Origin of the sequence: Candidatus Poriferisodalis sp. (assembly GCF_965208895.1) — a bacterium.
Taxonomy (GTDB): domain Bacteria; phylum Actinomycetota; class Acidimicrobiia; order Acidimicrobiales; family Poriferisodalaceae; genus Poriferisodalis.
On the sequence record NZ_OZ242363.1, the window covers coordinates 378196 to 393617 of the forward strand.

Genomic DNA, 15422 nt, shown 5'->3' on the forward strand with positions numbered 1-15422 from the left:
TTCGGCGAACGGTCCATACCATCATGCAGAAGTGCCGTGTATCGACCTGAACCGCCGGTGAACCGGTGACCCACTACACCGCCGAGACGTTCACGCTCGCCGAGCAGGACATCCTGCGGCGGTACGTCACGAACCTGCGCCATCCAGTGTTCGCGCTCGTGAACCTGCCCGAGGTCGTGAAGGGAGCGCTGTTCGCCCGCTATTCCCGGACCCACAAGAGCCTGCGGCGGCTGCTGATTGACGAATTCGTGGACGACCTCGACATCTCCGGCGACGAGACCATCGACGCCACGGTCGGCGTGGCTCGCGCCGAGCAGCTCTACCAGCGGGTGTTCGTGGAGTACGGCGACGATTCGGTGGCCCAGCTCGGGGCGGTGCATCTCGCGTGCGAGCAAGCTTCCAACCTGCTCACCAAGGTGCTGGAACGGGGACGGCTGATGTCGTACCTCGAGCAGTCCACCCGCTACCTCGCCTACGACGAGCGCCTCCACGGGCGTTACCGCTATCACCGCCCGCCCGCAGTCACGAACTCCGCCGCGGGCACGCGCTACGTCGGCGATATCGACGCCATGTTCGATTCCTACGCCGACATGGTTCAGCGCATGACGGCATGGCTCACCGAGCACCACGATGCGGCGCCCAGCGTCGCCGGGGCGGGTGGAGACCTGGCGCACCGGCGAGCCATCCGGGCGCAGGCCTTCGACGCCGCGCGTGGGCTGCTGCCCGCGGCAAGCCTGTCCAACGTCGGCATCTTCGGCAGCGGGCAGGCCTACGAGGCGCTGCTGCTGCGGATGCGTTCGCACCCGCTGCCCGAAGCGCGCAGCTATGGCGACCTGATGCTCACCGAGCTGCGCAAGGTCATCCCGTCGTTCCTGCGTCGCGTCGACCAGCCCGACCGGGGGATCGTGTGGTCGGACTACCTCGAGGCCAATCGCACCGCAATGGAAGACTTCGCGGCCGAGCTCTTCGCCGAAGAGGCGCCCGAACCGGTACCCGAGGTGGTCCTCACCGACTGGGATCCCGCCGGCGAAGACAAGATGCTCGCGTCGATGCTGTTCCCCTACACCGATCTACCGGAGTCGCAGATCGCGGCTCGAGTCGCCGACATGACCGAAGCTCAGCGCGTCGACCTCGTGCAGCGCTACGCCGGCCAGCGCACAAACCGGCGTCACCGCCCGGGCAGGGCGCTGGAGCGGCTCGACTACCGGTTCGATGTGCTCGCCGACTACGGCAGCTTCCGTGATCTGCAGCGACATCGCCTGCTGACGATCGAGTGGCAGCCGCTGACGCCGCGTCACGGGTACACCGTGCCGCGCCTCGTCGATGCCGCCGGCGGGGGCGAGGCCTACGACGAGGTCATGGAGCGGTCGGCGAATCTCTACGAGGCCGTTGTTGACGCCGCAGGACCGCTGGAAGCTTCCTACGCCGTCTCGATGGCGTACCGGGTGCGCTACACCATGCAATTCAACGCCCGCGAAGCGATGCACCTGATCGAGCTGCGGTCCCAGCCACAAGGCCATGAGGACTACCGGCGCATCGTCACCGCGATGTACCACCAGATAGCCGAGGTCGCAGGCCACAGCGCTGTGGCAGCGATGATGTCCCACATTGACCTGTCCGAAGGCGTGCTCGGGCGGCTCGGCGCCGAGAAGGCCACCATGGCGCGGCGTTCTGCCGAACCCGCCTGATGGGCCGTGGCCCATGGAGGCTGTGCCCAGGGAAGAGGCTGTGCCCATGGAGGCTGTACCCATGGAAATAGCGGCGGTACCGGCGAGCGGCCAATACCTTGACGCTCTGGCGGCCATGGCCCAAGAGGCAGTGGCCGAACAGGCTGACGCCCGCGGCGGGTGGGTCTGGTCGCGGCGGGAAGTGCGCGAGAAGCCCTTCAGCACGAGTCTTCGGGCGGCGCTCGACGATCCCGATCAGGCCGTGTGGGTTGGGCTGATCGATGGCACGCCGGTGGGCTATGCGGCTGCTGCGGTCGAGTCGTTGCAGTCGGGAGACTGGCTGGGGCGCGTCACCGACCTGTACGTGACCACCGGGGCCCGCGACGTCGGCGTGGGGGAGGAGCTGATCGGCGAGGTGCTGCGATGGTGTGAGCAGCGCAATTGCGTCGGCGTCGACTCGCTGGCGCTGCCGGGGAACCGCACCACCAAGAACTTCTTCGAGACGTTCGGATTCACCGCACGGTTGCTGGTGCTGCATCGCAGACTGGCACCGGCCCCCGAGCCATCGAGCGGGCCCGTCACCTCGCCGCAGTGAGCGCTCCGGTGCCCCAGGTGTGTGTCGGCGGGATCGCCGTTCGGGGTGAATCAGTGTTGCTGGTGCGGCGAGGTCGCCCGCCCGCCGTGGGTTTGTGGGCATTTCCCGGAGGACGTGTCGAACCGGGGGAGAGTCTGAGTGCCGCGGTCGAGCGCGAGCTGGCCGAAGAGACGGGTCTCGTCGTGCGGTGCGGCGAGCTCGTCGGCGTCACCGAGCACATCAGCGACCAGATGCACTTCGTGATCTTGGACTATGCCGTGGAATGCCTGCCCGACGCAGTGACACTTGCCGGCGATGATGCCGCCGAGGCCCGCTTCGTGAGCTTTTCCGCGATCGAGGCGGGGGAGTTCGCGCTCTCAGCCGGGATGCGCGAGTTCCTCGACCGCCACGTCCTCAGCGTCTGAGTGGGCTGTCGCTTCGTCGGCGTCAGACTCGGCTGCTGCGTCCTCGGCGTCCGATTCGGCTGTCGCTTCGTCGGCGACGGATTCGGCTGTCGCGTCCTCGGCGTCCGATTTGGCTACAGCTTCGTCGGCGTCGGCCTTCGGCTCCGGCTTCGGTCGGCGTCGGGGGCCGCGCCGCGACTGGCCGCGAGGGTTCGCGGCTGACGGCTCCACGCCGAACGCTGCCGCGACTTCAGGCAGCCGGCTCGCAATCTTGCGTACCACCTCGATCAGTTCTTCGGAGGGCTCAGCGGGAACGCTCGGCACCACGACATAGGGCCGCACCGGTGAGAAGGCAACCGCTTCGAGCACGACGGCGATGCGGTGCTGGGAGTTGCCGGTTCCCAGCGCGGCATTCGCCTGCGTCGTCAGCTCCTGGGCAACTTCGGGGGGCAGCGGGGCACCGGCCTTGGGAGGTCGGGAGCTGAGCCGCAACGCTCGCACCACGCGCCCTTCCGCCAACGTCGTGCGCAGCTCGTCATGCCACTCGCGCTGGCTGGCTTCGACGCGTTCGTTGAGCCCTTCGCGGATCTTGTCGGCCAGTTCCCGAGCCTCGGCACCACGGGCGAAGTCTTCGGCAGCCACCAGCACGGAGCGGAGATCGCGCAGATCCACCCGTTCGATGCCGGCCAGGGCCGCGTCGGCACGATCGTGCCACTCGGCGATCTGCACCGGTCCGACGAGCGATTCCGCGAGCCGCAGCACGCCGTCGGCTGGCACCTCGGGCGCGCCCTGCGCCGCCGCCTTGCGATTCTGCTCGTCGATGCCCGTGCGAACCGCAGCGAGGCCACCGCGTGCGACCTGTTCGGCGATCACCTGCTGCTCGGCCGGCAGCGAGGCGATGAGTTCGTCGCGGTGCTTGCGGCTCGGGCGCAGCTTGCGCGCCTTGGGGCGAGGGGGGCGATCGGGGGTCTCGGGCATTGCCTTGGAGGCGGCGTCGCGGCGCTGCCGCTTGGCTCCGCCCTCACGACGGCGAGTGTCGCCCTCGCGCCGTTTGCGTCGCTGCGGTTCATCGCCCTCGGAGTCCGCGGGGCGGTCTCGCTTGCGGCGATCTCCATCGCGTTTGCGCCGCGGACCCTTTGAGTCCCGCTCGCCGGCACGGTTTGATTCCCGGCCGCCCTCGCCGCCTCGCCTGCGGCCTCCGCGGCCGGAGACGCCGGTCGTGGTGACCGACCTCGAGTTGCGTTCGGGTGGGCCCAGCAGTTCGATCCGCTCGCTCTCGGGTCGACCGCTTCGGGCCTTCGGCGGGAGCACTCCAGTGATGAAGATGCCGTCGATCTCGAACTCTGCGTCGACGCGCAGGACATCACCCTCACCAGCGCCAGGGGGCAGCAGTCCTCCGTCGAGCACGCCCTTGGGCTGCTTCGCGCCAGCAGCACGCCACGTCCACGAGCCGTCGTCGCGCCGACTGGTCAACTCGACATCGAGGCGTCGGCTCACGAGGTCTTCACCAACACGCGCCGCAGGGTAGTCCCCCAACGACGGTCAATGGCATTCGGCCCCCCGACCGAACCCGCGCAGCCAAACGGTTCGACTCAACAAGCCCAGCTCGCACTGCAGGGTCGAAATTGACTCAGCGAGCTGCTGGAAGCGTCGTACCCTCACATGCAGCCGCCGGTGCGTCCCGCAGATGCATGGGCCAACCCGGCATTGATGGCGCGCGCATGCTCGCCCTTCCGCTTCGAGTCGCCGAAAGGGTCCCAGACGATGGCCGGACCGACCGCTCCGACGAGGATCGCCCGCGAGATTCGCGACATCGACGTAGCGGACGAGATGCGGGACTCGTTCATGCCGTATGCGCTCTCTGTAACCACGGCTCGGGCCATTCCCGACGTCCGTGACGGCCTGAAACCGGTGCAACGGCGAATCCTCTACGTCATGGACGACCTCGGACTGCGGCCGGGCACGCCGTTTCGCAAGTCGGCCGGCGTCGTCGGCGAGGTGATGGGCAAGTACCACCCTCATGGCGACAGCGCGATCTACGAGGCGATGGTCCGGATGGGTCAGAACTTCGCCATGTCGGTGCCCTTGGTGGAGCCCAAAGGGAACTTCGGCAGCCTCGACGACCCGTCGGCTGCGTACCGCTACACCGAGGCACGACTCACCGCTGCGGCGATGACGATGGTGGCAGGCATCGATGAGAACACCGTGGAGTTCGCTCCGAGCTTCGACGGCGAGCGGACCGAGCCAACGTGCCTGCCAGCATCGCTGCCGAACCTGCTGGTGAACGGCGCCAGCGGCATCGCGGTGGGCATGGCCACCAACATGGCGCCGCACAACCTGGCCGAGGTTGCCGCGGCCATCAAGCTGGTGCTTCGCCGGCCCCAGCGCCGTCCGGGAATCCAAACGCTCATGGAGGTGCTGCGGGGGCCCGACTTTCCCACTGGCGGCACGGTGGTGTGCGACGAGCAACTCGCCAAGGCCTACGAGACCGGGCGAGGCTCGGTGCGCATCCGAGCCAAATTCGGCTTCGAGCGGCTGACAGCGACCAGACAGGCCATCGTGGTGACCGAGCTGCCCTACATGGTGGGGCCCGAGCGGGTGCTCACAAAGATCCGGGAGCTGCTCAAGGCAGGCCAACTCGATCAGGTCGGTGACGTGAACGATCTGTCGGACCGCACCAGCGGGATGCGGCTGGTCATCGAATGCAAGCCCCACGCCGACCCAGAGCAGGTGCTCGCCGAACTATGGCGAAGGACGCCGCTGGAAGAGTCGTTCGGCATCAACAACGTGGCTTTGGTAGGCGGCGTGCCACAGACGCTGGGCGTCCGAGAGCTGTGCGAGCACTACATCGCGCACCGGCTCGACGTGATCGTGCGTCGAACGCAATACCGGCTGGACCGGGCCCGTGAACGCGAGCACATCGTGGAGGGTCTGCTCACAGCGCTCGATGCCATCGACACGGTGATTGCCATCATCCGAGGCTCCGCCGATGTGGGAGCTGCGCGTGCCGAGCTGATCGAGCGGCTGAGCCTGACCGAAGTGCAGGCCAATCACATTCTCGACATGCAGCTGCGTCGGCTGACTGCCCTGGAGACACAGAGACTGCGAGACGAGCTGGCCGAGTTGCGCGATGCCATTGCGTCGTATCTCGCCCTTCTGGAATCCGACGAGCGCCGACGTCAGATCGTGGCTGACGAGCTGGACGATCTGGTCGAGCGCTTCGGCGCACCTCGCCGCAGCCAGCCGGTCCCCCGTGCAGAGATCGACGCCGAAGCTGCGCGGATCGCGGCCCAAGCGGCCCAGACGAACGGTCGGGACCGAGCGGCGGGAATCGCTGCCGGCGATGTCGCGTCTGCCGGTATCGCAGCGGCCGGCATCAGCACAGTGACTTTGTCGACATCGGGCCTGCTCGGACGGCGCCATGCCGAAGATCCGCTCGCGGCCAAGCCCGGCCGCCACGACGTGCTGGCAACGGCAGTCACCGTGTCCGACCTCGAAACGGTGACTGCGCTGACCGACCGTGCGCGGCTGCTCACAGTGGATACGCGAAAGATTCCCGAAATGGCGCGCGGCAGCAGGGGAGCACCCCAGAGCGAGATATTCGACCTGTCGAGGGGCGAGCGAATCGTGGCGCTGATCACTGCGGAGGCCAATGCTGGTGCCATCGCGCTGGTGGCTCGCAGCGGCACTGCGAAGCGTGTCGATGCGGCCGAGTTGCTGGCACGCCGTGACGGTGCCTCTGCCATGACACTGCGTGACCGTGACCGACTGGTAGCTGCGTTCGAGGCTCCTGACGGGGCTGAGATGGCGCTGGTGTCGTCCACTGGCCACGTGCTGCGCACCGCGTGCGAAGGATTCGCTCCAAAGGGGCCGAACGCCGGGGGGGTGAACGCCATGAAGCTCGCTGGGGGCGCCACGGTTCTGACCGCAGCACAGGTCGCGTTCGGTTCGCTGGTGGTTGTCGTCACCGACGAAGGCACGCTCAAGGTGACCTCCATGTCCGAGGTGCCCGCCCAGCGCCGAGACACCGCAGGTTCGCCGACCGTGCGCTTCGGCGGCTTCGAGACATGCGTCGGGTACGCATGGGTCGGCGTCGACCGTCAGATCGCCGCCATAGTGGCAAACGATGACGCTGCGAAGCGGGTGGACCCCACGCCGGTGCGCCCCGAACTGGCGCCCACCAAGCGATACCTGCGAGCGCGGCGCGCAGGCCCCAGAATCGTCGCTCTGGGTCAGGATCGGTTCGCATGACCATGGCGACTACCGACTCCCGAGCCGAGGGCGACCCGATGCGCCCGAGTCCAGCAGCAGGTGCTGCCTCCTACGACGCCGACGCCATCGAAGTGCTCGAGGGTCTCGAAGCGGTTCGCAAGCGGCCTGGCATGTACATCGGCGGCACCGGCTCGGGCGGGCTGACCCATCTGCTGTGGGAGATCATCGACAACGCCGTGGACGAGGCGGCCGCAGGGCACGGCAAGCTGATCGAGGTCACGTTCCACGACGACGGTTCCTACGAGGTCGCGGATCGGGGCCGCGGCATTCCCGTCGACCTCAAGGAGGGCGACCTGACGGCGCTGGAGGTGGTGTTCACCGAGCTGCACGCCGGCGGCAAGTTCGGCAACGGTGCCTACGGAGCCTCCGGCGGCTTGCACGGCGTGGGTGCTTCGGTGGTGAACGCGTTGTCGTCGCGGCTGGAAGTGGAGGTTGACCGCAACGGTCGCACTCATCGTCTGGAGTTTCAGCACCGCGAAGCAGGCAACACCGATGCCGCGGGGCGCTTCCGCCGAGGCCATGCACTCAAGATCGCGGGCAAGGTGTCGCCGAATCGGACCGGCACGAGGGTGCGTTTCTGGCCTGACACCAACGTGTTCGATGCCGCTGCTTCGATCAGCTACGCCGATGTGCGCGAACGAGCCAAGCAGACGTGTTTCTTGGTGCCCAAGGTGAAGATCGCCCTGACGGATCGACGTCACGAGCCGATCGTGGCGGAGGAACTCGTGTCGTCGGGCGGGTTGAGCGACTTCGTCGAGCAGCTGCGGGGTGACGACGAGCCGGTGGGAAGCCTCATCAAGCTGCACGGCAGCGACGAGTTCACCGAGCAGGTGCCGGTGGACGGCCATCTCACCGAGGTTGTGCGCCACTGCGACGTGGATGTGGCGATGCGCTGGTGTGCATCGTTCGAAGCCCGCATCGTGAGCTTCGTCAACACCATTCCGACCCCTGATGGCGGAACACACACTGCAGGCTTCGAACGGGCGCTCACCACGGCGGTGAACGGGGCGCTGGCCGATGCCGATCTGCGCAAACTGCGGCGCTTGCGCGACGATGCCCGCGCCCAACGGGAGGACATTCAGGAAGGCTTGGTGGCGGTCGTGCGGGTGACGTTCGGTGAGCCGCAGTTCCGGGGCCAGACCAAGCGTGAGCTGGGCACCCCTCAAGTGCAGCGGATCGTCAACAACGTGGTGCGCGACCAACTGCGCGACTGGTTCTCTGGAACGTCGGCTTCGAGCAAGCGGGTTCACGTCAGGGCGGTACTCGACAAGATCGCCGTGGCCGTGGTGAACCGGGTGGCTACCCGACGGGCACTGGACGAGCGGCGCAAGGCGGCGGCGCTGGGGTCTGGCGGCATGCCGGCCAAGCTGGCCGACTGCCGGCTGCATCCCGAGGGCGAGCTGTTGATCGTGGAGGGCGATTCTGCGGCGGGGCCGGCCAAGCGGGCACGCGACAGCGCCTGGCAGGCAGTGCTGCCGCTGCGCGGGAAAGTCGTGAACGCAGGCAAGGGATCTGCTCAGGCGGTACTCGACAACGCGGAGGCGGCGGCATTGTTCACCGCCGTGGGCGGAGGCTCCGGGTCCGGGTTCGATGTGGACCGGACCCGCTACAGCCGGGTGGTTCTGTTAGCCGATGCCGATGTCGACGGCAGCCACATTCGCTGCCTCGTACTGACACTCGTGTACCACTACATGCGCCCGCTGCTCGACGCCGGGCGGGTGTATGCCGCACAGCCACCGACTCACGCCATTACGATCGGGCAGGACAAGCGGTTTGTCTACTCCGAGGTCGAGCGGGATGCGCTCAGCGCCGAACTGGATGCCGCTGGTCGGCAGTACCGGCTCACGCGGTTCAAGGGCCTCGGCGAGATGGACGACGACGAGCTGTTCGAGACCACCCTCAACCCTGAGACACGGGTGCTGCGCCAGATCACCGTCAGCGACGCCCAGGCCGCCCGAGAGGCATTCGAGGTGATGATGGGTGCAACGGTCGATCCGCGCAAGAACTTCATCATCGCCCACAGCAGCAGCTACGGCCACGCGCTCGACGTTTGACAGAAGATCATTCCGAAGCGGCTGGGGGTGCGAGTCTCGGCTGTACGGCAGCAGTTGACGCAGCCGGGCTACTCGGCGTCTTTGGAGCTGTCAGGGTGGCGGATGGGATGGTCGGCTTCGACTCGCATGGGGCCCCCGAGTGCGGTGCGCAGACGGTGCTCGCTGCGTGTGCTGAGGCGGATCTGGGCGGCATCGATGCCAGCGGCAGCGCAGCGGCTAGCTACGTGGGCAGCCACATTGATGGCGACACTGGCAACCGTGGCCAGGTAGTCCTCATCAAATCCGTCGATTGGCAGATCTGCGGCGTAGGTGCCGCCTTGGCGCCACTGGTGGAACTCTGCGGTGTCGATATCGGCGGTGAGCGCTGCCCAGACGCTGCGTTCATCGGCCGGCAGAAGATCGACGAGGGTGTCGATGTTGTGACTGCGGGGTGGTGCGGTGCCCGCAGCCAAAGCGATCATGGTCTTCGCTCCGCATTCGACGACAAGATGTGCCTGGGAACAGGCACCGGCAAAGCGCCACTCCTCAGCCGAGACAAACGCTTCGGTGTCGTCGTCGCCGATGGCGTCGAGTTCGTTGTCCCCGACACGCGCAGCGTCGGCGAGCCTCGACACTGCGACAGTCATGTCAAGGTGACGTGTCTGCACTTCGGCGATGGCATTGTCGGGCAAACCGATCTCCTTGTCCCAGTCAATGTCGACGTGTGCTCCGCTGTCAGTGAGGAGCATGGCGTAGGTGTCTATGTGGGCTTCGAGGGAGCACGGGACGCGCTGAGTGCGAACCGCCCACTCGGGGGCGTCGGTCACCAACAGATCGACCGAGCATCCCGCAGCGGCCTCCGCGCGGAGCGCCAGTTCGCAGCGGCGATCCCAGCGGTCGCTGTAATCGCCGAGATCGTCGTAGATGGCTACCAGGTCGATATCGCTTGCGCGGGTGTCGCCTCGTGCGAGCGACCCGAACAGCAGTACCCGGCCCACACCCGCAGAGGCGAGCTCGGCCGCAGCGCGCCGTGCATCGTCGATGCTCGGGGCACTTGGGGCCATACGCCCATCGTACTTGCCGGTCAGAACAGGTTCGCTGCTTGCCGACGGTTGCTGTCGATGCTGTCGGTGCAAGAACGCCGATAATAGACATTATGTCAAGTTGATCAGCTCAGATGGCGACGATGTCTGCTGGCGCCCACGTCGGCCAACTGACTGGATGCGTATTCTGCCCCATCTGGTAGTGGGCAATGCGCTCGTACGCGTTCGCAGCGGAGGAGTTGTCGTAGACATAGGCGTCGTCGGCGATTCGTATTGCCTCAGCCACATGCTTCCAGAGTCGCTGATAACGAGAGCGAATCTTGTCTTCTGGCACAGCATGTCCGCCATGCCGCACTCGGTTGTGCACTCTCGCAACTGCCAAGTCCTCGGGGACGATGACGATATGCAGCGTGATGACGTAGCCATTCCGGCCTGCTTTGCGCATCAGGCCAAGTTTCGACTCATGCGAAAAGACCGTCTCTGTCACGAATGAGCGTTTACTGGCGATGAGGTCCTCACGGATCTGGCTCGCCATTTGCGCTGCGTCGTAGGCACGCTCCGCCTGTTCGTTCGGCCAGTAGCGAGCCGCGAGCACGTCCGCGTTGACGAATTGCATCCCGCTAGGCGACAAGACCAGTTCATAGAAGGTGCTCTTGCCTGCGCCATTGGGACCGGCAATGATATGAATCTCCGGCTGTTTCAGCGGAGGGAGCATGTGCTGCGGTCGAGATCAGGTTCTCGAGGGTGCTGGCCGCTCCACAACCCGCCCCTCGTCATCCAGCTCGACGTATGAGCGGCCTTCGTTCGCGAACACGGCCTCAAGGTCTAGGTCGCGCAGCCGGTCCTCTGTGCGTTCATCTCGCTTGGATCGGAAAATCGCCTGCTCGAAAAAATTGAGGGAGTCATAATCAGCCTCGCCACTGAGAACCTGATCTACGTTGCGCGTGGATGAGTGCGGCGACAGATCCATGGCTCGTCCGATGCGGGCCCAGAAGCTGATCTGCTGTGAAGTGCTCCGGTTCATGGTCGGAGCTAGTTGCTCAGCTGATGCGTGGAGGTCATGGGCGACTCTGACTGGGGTGCTTGTAGGCATGTGTCAACCTCCGATCAGATCGTAGCACAATGCTACAACCACGCCGGCACGGGGCTGCTGCTGCGATCCTCCGCGCATCGGAGCGTATCCGTGGAAACGAGCGTGGTCATCGGGAGATCGCTTCCGTGGATCGCCAGTGCCGTTCACTATGTCGCCCGCGTCTGCGTCGTCGGCCCGCCTCGACCAAATCGATCACACGCCGCCGGAACTCCGCCGGATATCCCCTCGGTGCCATAGAACCTCCTCAAGGCCCATGACAGCAGAATCCAGTAATCCGCCCGCGCGAAACACAGGGTGCACCACTCTGTTCTTTGAGAGGACGGAGCGGTACCAGTTGGTGATCTGTGCCCGCCAGGCGCGCAGCGTGCGGCCGAGGCGGTTCAGCTCCGGGGAGTACGTGTCGTCTCGCAGGTCGCGGGACAGCTCGTCGAGCGCTTCGAGGGCGACCTCGTGGTCGCCGATGCGGTAGGTCATCCGCAGGGTCTCTTTCGCGTGCCAGGCGTCGCGGACCTCGCCGTGGGAGTCGCCGGCTGCGGCAGGCCGCGTTCCGGATTCGGCCGAACCGCCTTCCAAACTCGACGTTGTCGGCGTTCCGCGCCACACCATGGCAGGCCTGTGACCTGCAGCTTCATCGAATCGCGCCAACCCCAACTTGGGCGCCAACAAGTCCACTGGGGCCGCTGGCTAGTCCCGCGGAGGGGCGGGGGCCTCGGAAGCGGCACGGCACGCGGGTGTGGACCGGCTCAGATCGTTGAAGCACCAGGGCTGCCAGCCATCGACGAGCCAGATCTCATAGGCGGCGCGGAGGTTGATGTTCGGATCCAGCCAGGCATCACAAGGTGAAGCCGGGCGGCGACCCGTGCGAAATGCTTGTTCTTTGGCATGAAAGCACCACGTCGCCGCTGGCGTCGCGGCGGTGAGACCGTCGCAGCGCAGGTCGACCTGTGCGATGTGATCGGGCAGTTGTCGCACCCGGGGAAGACCGTCGATGCCCTTTCCTGCCCAACAGGTCGCGTTCAGCTGGAGCAAGCCCCAGTCGTTGGTCGGGGAGAGCGCCTGTTCGTTGCAGAGTGATTCTCGCCAGATCAGCGCGATCACAACGTCTGGGTCCCAGTCGCCGACGGCCTGAATCTGAGATCGGTAGCGATCGCACGCGAGCGGCACGCCCGGCGCGACCGTACGCCGGAACTGCTCTTTGGGCTCGATGAGCGAGTCTGCGGTGACCAGCGGCGAAGCGGGCAGGTTCGGATGCTCGACCACCGCAGCGGTCTCCACTCCCCCGACGCGAGGCGGCACAGGCGATGGCGCGACAGCCAGAACCAGCGGCGGGGCGGTCAGCGGACTCTGCAATCCCCTGGAGTCAACCGTTCCCGCAGCTTCGAGGGGACCTTGGGTGTATGGGTGGACCGACGGACGCGTCTGGGTGCCCTCCAGGGAGTGGGCAGCACCCAGGGTCAAGGGCAAGAACGCGCCCAAGAAGGCACAGGCCGCCGTAACGGTGATCACACGTTTGAGATGGTTGGGCAAAGCAGGCAATGCCTTGAAGGGTCGGCAAACGAGGCCGAAGCCTATGGTGCTCTGCCTGCGCTGACGCATCACCGTCCCGGCAGGCGCCGAAGCGGACGGGTAGCGTGAAAGGGCCGGTTGCCGGTGCGCCTGTCGTGCCGTAGCGGCCGTTGCAGTCAGATCGCTGAGCGCTGCGGGGGCATTCCATGAGTACCGAATCCACGGACACGGATTTCGACATCCACATCCAGAACGGCACGGTGGTGGACGGCACACGGGTGCCGCGCTACAAGGGCGATGTCTGGATCAAGGACGGCAAGGTGGCCCAGCTCGGGGGGCGTCCCCGTGGCACCGCGCAACGCGTCATCGACGCCGCCGGCAAGATCGTGGCCCCTGGCTTTGTCGACCTGCACACCCACTACGACGCCCAGATTCGCTGGGATCCGTGGTGCACCATCTCGGGCTATCACGGGGTGACGTCGGTGGTGCTCGGAAATTGCGGTTTCGGCTTCGCGCCGGTCAAACCGGAATTCCGCGACCGCTCGATGCTCACGATGACCCGTACCGAGGCAATCCCCTATGAGTCGATGCGGCTGGGCATGGACTGGGACTGGGAGACCATCCCGGAGTACCTCGACTCCCTTGATCGGGCCCCCAAGGGCGTGAACGTCATCCAGTACATGCCCACGGCGTCGCTGATGACCTACGTCATGGGCCTCGAGAAGGCCAAGGCCGGCGTGCCCGCCTCCGAGGCCGAGCGCAAGGAAATGGCCCGGCTGTTGCACGAGGGGATGGACGCCGGCCTGTGCGGCTTCTCCATCCAGCGTCTCGGCCCCGACAGCGTGCAAGCCGACTACGACGGCTCCCCCATGGTCACTGACATCATGTGTGACCAGGACATCTTGAACCTCGCAAGCGTGCTGGCCGAACGCGACGAGGGCTTCATCCAGATCACCCAGGGCACCGGCGACATCCGGGCCGACATCAAGTTCCTCGAGGTACTCGCAGCCACGGCCCAGCGGCCGATCCTGCACAACGTGGTGGCGCCCGCTCGCAAGGACCCCGAGGTACACCGCCGGCCCCTTCGCTGGATCGACAAGTGCTGGAACCAGGAACTGCCGATCTATGCACAATGCGGGACCGGGCGGGCGGGCTTCGCCTTCACGCTGGAGCACTGGAACCTCTACGACGCCTCGCCCGCTTGGCGTGCGGTCACCACGGGCACCAAGGACGAGAAGATCGCCAAGATGTCCGATCCCGAACTCCGCAATGCGCTCGTGGCCGAGGCTGCCGAGGCCGATCGGCGGCTGCAGGTCATCCAAGCCGGCGTCGGCGGCAATCCCAAGAGTCTCGTGGTACAGGGGGTCAACCGGCAGGCCGACATGCAGCAATACGTCGGGCGCTCCGTCGGCGACCTGGCAACCGAACAGGGCAAGCATCCCATCGAGGTGATGCTGGACCTGTCGCTGCAAGGCGATCTCAACGTGGAGTTCCTCGGCCCCGACAAGGGATCCAACGCCGAGTTCATGGGCGAGATGATGCAGTCGCCGTACGCCATTCCCGGTGTGTCCGATGGCGGTGCACACACCAAGTTCTTCAGCGGCGGCTCCTACACCACCGATTTCTTGACGTGGCTTGTGCGCGACGAGGGCGTGGTGACGCTGGAAGAGGCCCACTACCGCCTCTCCGCGCTGGCGGCCCATGCGGCAGGGTTCAAGGACCGGGGCACGCTGCGCGAGGGGGCCGCGGCTGACGTCGTGGTCTACGACATGGAGGAGCTCGAGATCGATCCGCCGTGGATCGGCAACGTGGAGCACGACCTGCCCGGCGGCGAGTGGCGCCGGGTGCAGCGGGCCAAGGGCTACGACCAGATCATCGTCAACGGCGAAGTCACATTCGAATCCGGCGAGTGCACGGGGGCGACCCCAGGTCGCCTGCTGCGACACGGCCGCGGCTGAGCGGCCCATTGGACACAGCGCGGCTGAGCGGCCCATCAGACATGGGCGCGGCTGAGCGGCCCATCGAACACAGCGCGGCTGAGCGGCCCGCAACCAGAGGAGAGATACAAGAGATGAGCGCAAGCAACGGCACCAAGTACACCGGCCCGACCGAGGTCGACTTCCACTTCGACGTGATGTGCCCGTGGGCATACCAGACCTCCCTGTGGATGCGCGACGTGCGCGATCAACTGGATCTGCAGGTCAACTGGAAGTTCTTCAGTCTCGAAGAGGTGAACCTGCGCGAGGGCAAGAAGCATCCGTGGGAGCGCGACTGGAGCTACGGCTGGTCGATGATGCGCATCGGCGCGATCCTGCGGCGCGAGTCGATGGACCTGCTCGACAAGTGGTACGCGGCGTCGGGCAGGGCTCTGCATGTCGACGGCAACCGCCCCCACAATCCCGATGTAGCTCGGCACCTGTTGACCGAGATCGGCGCTGATCCGGCGATTGTCGATGTCTCCATCGAGGACGAGACCACCCACGACGAGATCAAGGCCGAGCACCAGCGGGTCATCGACTCGGGCGGCTTCGGGGTGCCGACCCTGTACTTCGGCGACACTGCGATCTTCGGACCGGTCCTGCTCGATCCGCCGACCGGCGAGGCTGCGCTGCGCATGTGGGATCTGGTCCTCGGCTGGCTGGAATTCCCGCACCTGTACGAGATCCAGCACATGCCTCGCGACGAGAAGAAGATCTTCGACACCTTCCGGCCGTATCTCGAGGCACGCGACTGGGTCAGCATCAACCGCGGCAAAGAAGTCGGCATGGAGCCGCAGGCAGCCGATTGACCTGAGCCCCTCATCGCTGGGCAGGTACTGCGTGCCTGGTTT

13 protein-coding genes are annotated in these 15422 nt (G+C 66.2%); 7 read left to right on the top strand and 6 right to left on the bottom strand.

Translation table 11 applies throughout. The features are described 5' to 3' along the window. Positions 1 to 65: 65 nt before the first annotated feature. Genes ACOGJB_RS01795 through ACOGJB_RS01805 form a run of 3 tightly spaced genes read left to right on the top strand, consistent with a single transcriptional unit; the run spans position 66 to position 2666 of the window. Positions 66 to 1688 (top strand): FAD-dependent thymidylate synthase, encoded by a 1623-nt coding sequence (locus ACOGJB_RS01795; RefSeq protein ID WP_419839125.1) that lies wholly within the window; start codon positions 66 to 68, stop codon positions 1686 to 1688. Positions 1689 to 1734: 46 nt separating this feature from the next. Beyond that, positions 1735 to 2262 (top strand): N-acetyltransferase family protein, encoded by a 528-nt coding sequence (locus ACOGJB_RS01800; protein ID WP_419839126.1) that lies wholly within the window; start codon positions 1735 to 1737, stop codon positions 2260 to 2262. After that, complete coding sequence (locus tag ACOGJB_RS01805; RefSeq protein WP_419839127.1) at positions 2259 to 2666, top strand: NUDIX hydrolase; 408 nt, start codon at positions 2259 to 2261, stop codon at positions 2664 to 2666. The genes ACOGJB_RS01800 and ACOGJB_RS01805 overlap by 4 nt, the downstream gene beginning before the upstream one ends. On the opposite strand, the gene ACOGJB_RS01810 is transcribed toward ACOGJB_RS01805, so the two are convergent. Then, positions 2619 to 4142, bottom strand: coding sequence for a hypothetical protein (locus ACOGJB_RS01810; RefSeq protein ID WP_419839128.1), 1524 nt, complete (start codon positions 4140 to 4142; stop codon positions 2619 to 2621). The two genes, ACOGJB_RS01805 and ACOGJB_RS01810, sit on opposite strands and share 48 nt — an antisense overlap. 267 nt (positions 4143 to 4409) lie before the next feature. Here ACOGJB_RS01810 and ACOGJB_RS01815 point away from each other — a divergent pair, with 267 nt between their 5' ends. Next, entirely contained in the window at positions 4410 to 6896 is a 2487-nt protein-coding gene (locus ACOGJB_RS01815; RefSeq protein WP_419839129.1) for a DNA gyrase/topoisomerase IV subunit A, read from the top strand. Next, positions 6893 to 8971, top strand: a complete 2079-nt coding sequence (locus ACOGJB_RS01820; RefSeq protein WP_419839130.1) for a DNA gyrase/topoisomerase IV subunit B — start codon at positions 6893 to 6895, stop codon at positions 8969 to 8971. Before ACOGJB_RS01815 ends, ACOGJB_RS01820 begins: the two co-directional genes overlap by 4 nt. Positions 8972 to 9039: 68 nt before the next feature. On the opposite strand, the gene ACOGJB_RS01825 is transcribed toward ACOGJB_RS01820, so the two are convergent. From ACOGJB_RS01825 to ACOGJB_RS01845, 5 genes are all read right to left on the bottom strand, one after another. Then, entirely contained in the window at positions 9040 to 10014 is a 975-nt protein-coding gene (locus ACOGJB_RS01825; RefSeq protein WP_419839131.1) for a nucleotidyltransferase domain-containing protein, read from the bottom strand. A 109-nt stretch (positions 10015 to 10123) separates the two neighbouring features. After that, entirely contained in the window at positions 10124 to 10708 is a 585-nt protein-coding gene (locus tag ACOGJB_RS01830) for an AAA family ATPase (protein ID WP_419839132.1), read from the bottom strand. 15 nt (positions 10709 to 10723) lie between these two features. Further along, the gene (locus ACOGJB_RS01835) at positions 10724 to 11086 is read right to left on the bottom strand and encodes a TA system antitoxin ParD family protein (RefSeq protein WP_419839133.1); all 363 of its coding nucleotides are present in this window, start codon (positions 11084 to 11086) and stop codon (positions 10724 to 10726) included. A gap of 192 nt (positions 11087 to 11278) precedes the next feature. After that, complete coding sequence (locus tag ACOGJB_RS01840; RefSeq protein ID WP_419839134.1) at positions 11279 to 11692, bottom strand: transposase; 414 nt, start codon at positions 11690 to 11692, stop codon at positions 11279 to 11281. 78 nt (positions 11693 to 11770) lie between these two features. Beyond that, positions 11771 to 12361 (bottom strand): transglycosylase SLT domain-containing protein, encoded by a 591-nt coding sequence (locus tag ACOGJB_RS01845; protein ID WP_419839135.1) that lies wholly within the window; start codon positions 12359 to 12361, stop codon positions 11771 to 11773. Positions 12362 to 12798: 437 nt separating this feature from the next. On the opposite strand from ACOGJB_RS01845, the gene ACOGJB_RS01850 reads away from it, so the two are divergent. Next, positions 12799 to 14550: an N-acyl-D-amino-acid deacylase family protein gene (locus ACOGJB_RS01850; RefSeq protein ID WP_419839136.1), complete on the top strand. Its 1752-nt coding sequence runs from the start codon at positions 12799 to 12801 to the stop codon at positions 14548 to 14550. Positions 14551 to 14663: 113 nt separating this feature from the next. Beyond that, positions 14664 to 15380, top strand: a complete 717-nt coding sequence (locus ACOGJB_RS01855; RefSeq protein WP_419839137.1) for a DsbA family protein — start codon at positions 14664 to 14666, stop codon at positions 15378 to 15380. Positions 15381 to 15422 lie beyond the last annotated feature (42 nt).

Coding starts and splice junctions, on each gene's coding strand:
- ACOGJB_RS01855 (WP_419839137.1), top strand. CDS start 14,664: ATGAGCGCAAGCAACGGCACCAAGTACACCGGCCCGACCGAGGTCGAC.
- ACOGJB_RS01820 (WP_419839130.1), top strand. CDS start 6,893: ATGACCATGGCGACTACCGACTCCCGAGCCGAGGGCGACCCGATGCGC.
- ACOGJB_RS01825 (WP_419839131.1), bottom strand. CDS start 10,014: ATGGCCCCAAGTGCCCCGAGCATCGACGATGCACGGCGCGCTGCGGCC.
- ACOGJB_RS01800 (WP_419839126.1), top strand. CDS start 1,735: ATGGAGGCTGTACCCATGGAAATAGCGGCGGTACCGGCGAGCGGCCAA.
- ACOGJB_RS01815 (WP_419839129.1), top strand. CDS start 4,410: ATGGCCGGACCGACCGCTCCGACGAGGATCGCCCGCGAGATTCGCGAC.
- ACOGJB_RS01850 (WP_419839136.1), top strand. CDS start 12,799: ATGAGTACCGAATCCACGGACACGGATTTCGACATCCACATCCAGAAC.
- ACOGJB_RS01835 (WP_419839133.1), bottom strand. CDS start 11,086: ATGCCTACAAGCACCCCAGTCAGAGTCGCCCATGACCTCCACGCATCA.
- ACOGJB_RS01830 (WP_419839132.1), bottom strand. CDS start 10,708: ATGCTCCCTCCGCTGAAACAGCCGGAGATTCATATCATTGCCGGTCCC.
- ACOGJB_RS01840 (WP_419839134.1), bottom strand. CDS start 11,692: ATGGTGTGGCGCGGAACGCCGACAACGTCGAGTTTGGAAGGCGGTTCG.